The organism is Endozoicomonas sp. ONNA2 (assembly GCF_024606365.1).
Classification (GTDB): Bacteria; Pseudomonadota; Gammaproteobacteria; order Pseudomonadales; family Endozoicomonadaceae; genus Endozoicomonas.
This window is the reverse complement of the sequence record NZ_JAHHPO010000821.1, coordinates 1-1,464: the sequence shown is the minus strand read 5'-3', so window position 1 is coordinate 1,464 and position 1,464 is coordinate 1. Positions and strand designations below refer to the sequence as shown.

General features: G+C 45.6%; 1 protein-coding gene. It reads right to left on the bottom strand.

Annotated features, from left to right (window positions below; genetic code table 11):
- A partial coding sequence (locus KDK14_RS14570) for a hypothetical protein (protein WP_257265898.1) occupies positions 1-1,192 on the bottom strand: 1,192 nt, incomplete at its 3' end.
- Positions 1,193-1,464: the final 272 nt, after the last annotated feature.

The window sequence follows — 1,464 nt, the reverse complement described above, 5'->3', positions numbered from 1 at the left end:
GTATCAAACGCTCGAGGGTTTTTACCATGCTTTCACGCTCCGGATATTTGCCGGACTTGTTGAGAGACTCTTTTTGACGCAGCTCCATTAGTTCCAGCACCGTTCGTGCATTCCGATCCCTGTAGGACTCATAAGGGTTATTGAAGAAATTATTCGGTTTATGTTTTTGTAAGCCCGTTTTGAGGAAAGTTTCCTTCATGATTTGCTCCAGAGGATTTCTGTTATGTCGGGTGTTCGTCTGACCTAATGCTTCTATTAAACCTTCCACATCGATATTGTAACGTTCTCTATAGGCTTCAATCCGGGGACGGAGTATTTTCGCAACAGTAGCGCCGGGAATATCTTCGTAACGTAGCCCGGAAAACTTCAGATTGACATTGACAGGATGCTCAAGACGCATGTCTTTTTTTAATCCGCTGTTTTTCTCAATAAATTTATCAATTTTTTGCTCGTAGTATCCCAGGCCGGTTTTTTTGATACCAGTTTGCAACATCGTGAAAAAGGTTTTTCTGACCAATGCGGCCTGTAAATCTTGACAGTCTGCCTGATCATTTTCCGACATAGGGAAATCCACATCGTACTGTGGGATTGACTCCTGTTCGAGGATGAACTTTTGCTCCAGGAAGTGCATGCAGAGCACGAGAGTTAATTGACTCAGTTTGGAAGCATAATTCAGATGAGCTAAACAATTAGTAAGATACCCGTGCTCAGCCTGGTAAAAATCCAGCATTTTTTTCCCAGGCAGCCTGAGTTCCTGACTGCTGCTATCCAGAGCTTTCTCGTCGAGAAATGTGTGAAAGATGAACCAGAGAGGGCGTTTTCCTCTAGATGTCAGTTCAGCATTGCTTAATGTATCAGCCAGTTTGGTAAAGTTGGTCTGGTAGGCCGCCTCCATTTCGAGTAAGCAATTTTCAAGGGTTGCAGGGGCGTCACTGCCTGAAACCAGACCGGGGGTATTGGCCGTCGGAGTATAAACGGGAGGAGGGCATGACAAACCGCTGCCCTGTGGGTCATGAAACGAATAGGGGGGTGGGGAGGGTATATTGGACGCACCTGCACCGACGCCGACGGAATGCCCTGAAAATTCTGTACAATGCCCTGGAAATCCTGCAGGAAGGTTCTGGCGCATTACCTCGTCCACATTGTCAGGACGAATCGCTCTACTGAAATCTACTGGTCTGGTACTATCCATAACTAACCTCTGATTTGTGTTTATTTAAAACCGCCGATGATATACCCGAATCTGTCGAATTAATCTGAATAAATAGAAAAAAGACTTCAGATAGCGGTAGGTATTAGTGCTTTCACAAATTAAAGCACTACTTCGACCACAGAAAAATATATTGGTTCCCGTAATCGCAAATTCACCCTGATGCTGGATGGCTACATGACATCCTCCCACAGCTAAAGCAGTTGTATTCCTCCTGTGAGACGCTCATGCCCGAGCGCGGCTTTCCCCTTACC